4 protein-coding genes are annotated in these 2924 nt (G+C 64.6%); 2 read left to right on the top strand and 2 right to left on the bottom strand.

Annotated elements, in window-relative coordinates:
* The coding region (locus WA702_RS03030) for a PmbA/TldA family metallopeptidase (protein ID WP_425109045.1) at positions 1–554 on the bottom strand (554 nt) is incomplete at its 3' end.
* On the opposite strand from WA702_RS03030, the gene WA702_RS03025 reads away from it, so the two are divergent.
* The gene (locus tag WA702_RS03025) at positions 548–1198 is read left to right on the top strand and encodes an N-acetyltransferase family protein (protein WP_425109044.1); all 651 of its coding nucleotides are present in this window, start codon (positions 548–550) and stop codon (positions 1196–1198) included. The genes WA702_RS03030 and WA702_RS03025 overlap by 7 nt on opposite strands.
* A gap of 16 nt (positions 1199–1214) precedes the next feature.
* Here WA702_RS03025 and WA702_RS03020 read toward each other — a convergent pair whose 3' ends face one another.
* Positions 1215–1823, bottom strand: a complete 609-nt coding sequence (locus WA702_RS03020; RefSeq protein WP_425109043.1) for an invasion associated locus B family protein — start codon at positions 1821–1823, stop codon at positions 1215–1217.
* Positions 1824–2271: 448 nt separating this feature from the next.
* Between WA702_RS03020 and WA702_RS03015 the strand changes: the two genes are divergently transcribed.
* A partial coding sequence (locus tag WA702_RS03015) for a cytochrome c oxidase subunit II transmembrane domain-containing protein (RefSeq protein WP_425109042.1) occupies positions 2272–2924 on the top strand: 653 nt, incomplete at its 3' end.

The following is a 2924-nucleotide window of genomic DNA, read 5'->3' as shown; positions in this document are numbered from 1 at the left end:
GAGATATTGACGCGCACCAGCGGGCGGATGTCGCGATAGCTCTCGCCGTCGGGCCGCAAGATCTCGACCACCTGCCAGGTCGCACCGAGGCTCACCGTCACCTGCCGTATCCGCGGATCCTTGTCGCGCAGATAGGCGTCGATCTCGCCGAGCAGCTTGACTTTGCTCTCGAAGCCCGGCGCGTCGAGCGGGTTATCGTCGCCATAGAGCTTCACATTGCTGTGCGGCGGCGGGCTCGCGAAATTGCCTGTGTAGCCACCGCGCACGGCGCTGACAGCGTCGGCAGCGCGGACCAGCGCCGGAAGCGACACGTCGGAGGAGTGTGCATAGCCGACCGCGTCGTCTTTGACCGCGCGCAAGCCAAAACCCTGGCTGGTGTCATAGGTCGCCTGCTTGAGCCGGCCGTTATCGAACATCAGCGCTTCGGTCTGGCTGTATTCCAGGAACAATTCGCCGTCGTCGGCGCCGGCAAGCCCGCGCCCGACCTCGTTGCGGACGGCGTCGCGGTCGAGATTGGCTCGGTCGAGCAGGGAGGTGGTGGCGGGATTTGTCATCGGCAGGTCCACTGGGCAGGTCCACTGGGCAGATCCGTTGTCGGCAGATCCGTTGTCGGAAGGTACGATCCAAGATAGTTGTTTCGGGGGCGGCGCGCGAGGGGCCGGATGATTACCGAACGGACATGGTCGAAATCGCTCCAATTACCCCTGCAGACATCGAAAGCTTCCATCGCACGCTCGATCTCGTCGCGCGCGAGCGACGCTATCTGTCCTTCACTGTGGCGCCACCACTTGATTCCACACGCGCTTTTGTCCTGGATATGATTGCCCGCCACTATCCGCAGCTGGTCGCGCGGTCGGCCGGCGAGGTCGTCGGATGGTGCGATGTCACGCCCAAATCAGGGCCGATCGATGCTCGGATCGGCGTGCTCGGCATGGGCCTTTTGCCGCAGTTCCGGCACCAGGGCATTGGTTCCCGGCTGATGGCCCGTGCGCTTGCCGATGCCCGCGCCTTCGGTTTCTCCCGGGTCGAACTGACCGTCTATCGCAGCAACGAGAACGCCATCCGGCTTTACGAGAAGGCAGGCTTCGTCATCAAGGCGGTGCAGCCCGCGGAAGCGCCGGGCGACGCCGTCGACAGGACGGTGCTGATCATGGCGCTGTCGCTGGAGCTTCCGGACGCATTCCAGCATCGGCGCTGACCGCGGTCGGCGCCGATCACGGCAATTTGTCGAAGCCTTCGGCTAGGCCGTTGAGGCTGAGCGGAAAGCCGATGCCTTCCTCCGGCGTCTCGAAGATGATGAAGGTCGCGGTCTTGGCGGTCTTGAGCTGGTTCAACAGCTTGTCGTCCATCACCACCTCGGCGACGCAGCCATTGGGCAGGCAGCGCACGAAGCCGGCGCGGCCGACGTCCTGGTTGTCGAGCTTGAGGCCGAGGCCGGAGGGCAGCAGCACGCCAAGCGGGGCGACCACCCGCATCAGCCGGCTCTTCTGGTCGGCGGTCTTGAGCACGATGACGGTCAGGCCGGCGTTGGAGCGGTCCTCGGCCACCACGCTCTGGATCAGCGCGCATTGCTCGTTCTGCGCCCCCGGGGGGGTGTCGCAGCGGATCTGCCAGTCGCCATGCACCGAGCGCACCGCGCCCTGCGCGTTGGCGAGGCCGGGTGCGGCAATCGCGGCCACGAGGCCCAACAAGATGGAGAGCGCCGCGAGACCGCGCCGCGCGAGGCGCCGGCGTCGCGAACAATTCGCATCTGTCCCTGCCGCGTCCGTCCCTGCGAGGTCCGTCGTCCTGTCCGTTGAAGGCCCCATCCGGGTCGATCCCATGACACTTTCCTGTGGGTGGTCTGCGGGCGGTCTGCCGCCGCGACGGCATGATACGGCAATGATGGCGCCTTGAGGACAGGGTTGGCGTCGTCAGGCCTGAATAACATCCACGAGCCGAATCAAAGTTCCGGGCGGCGTCGCTCCGCTGCCTACAACGGGCAGGACGCCTGTCAAGCGGCACGGCCGCCGCGAAGCCGCGTTCGTCCGGCAATTTACCGGAAAAATCGCAGTACGGCCAATCTCGTCGCCACGCGCAACACCCTGCATAAGACTGCATTGCGATGGATCGCGAATTATGGTTTGAGGAGCAAGATTTCGTCATTCCAGTGAACTGGCCCGGTGCCTTCCTTTAGGTCCGGCTCAAGGCCATTGCGCGGAGCGCGGATCAAGCAGCGCGCCGCCTTGGGGCACGCGCTGTGGGGGAAGTTCTGAAGGGAGCGCGAGCGACATGAAGGTGTCGATGGGCCGATTGGGCGCCCGCTTAGTGGGATTGACGGTGGCGGGCCTCTCGCTGCTGACGAGCGGGGCGGCATTTGCCGAAATGGGGCAGCCCGCGCCCTGGGAATATAGGCTGCAGCAAGCGGCCACGCCGGTGATGGAGAACATCATCTGGTTTCACAGCTGGCTGCTGACGATCATCACCATCATCACGCTGTTCGTGCTGGCGCTGCTGATCATCGTGGTGGTCAAGTTCAACGCCCGCGCCAATCCGGTGCCGTCGCGCACCACCCACAATACCCTGATCGAAGTGGCCTGGACCTTGATCCCGGTCCTGGTTCTGGTCGGCATCGCGGTGCCGTCGTTCCGCCTGCTGTTCCTCGAGCTCGACGTGCCGAAGGCCGATCTGACGATCAAGGCCACCGGCAAGCAGTGGTACTGGAGCTACGCCTATCCCGATAACGGCAAGTTCGAGTTCGATTCGCTGCTTGCGCAGGACAAGCAGCCGCGCTTGCTCGGCGTCGACAACGAGATGGTCGTGCCGGTCAACAAGGTGATCCGGGTGCAGACCACCGGCGCCGATGTCATCCACTCCTGGGCGGTGCCCGCATTTGGTGTCAAGATGGACGCCGTCCCCGGCCGTCTCAACGAGACCTGGTTCAA

The sequence above is a fragment of the Bradyrhizobium sp. genome (assembly GCF_049798375.1).
Taxonomy (GTDB): Bacteria; Pseudomonadota; Alphaproteobacteria; order Rhizobiales; family Xanthobacteraceae; genus Bradyrhizobium.
Note: the sequence above shows the minus strand (reverse complement) of the source record. Positions and strands in the feature narration are given on the sequence as shown.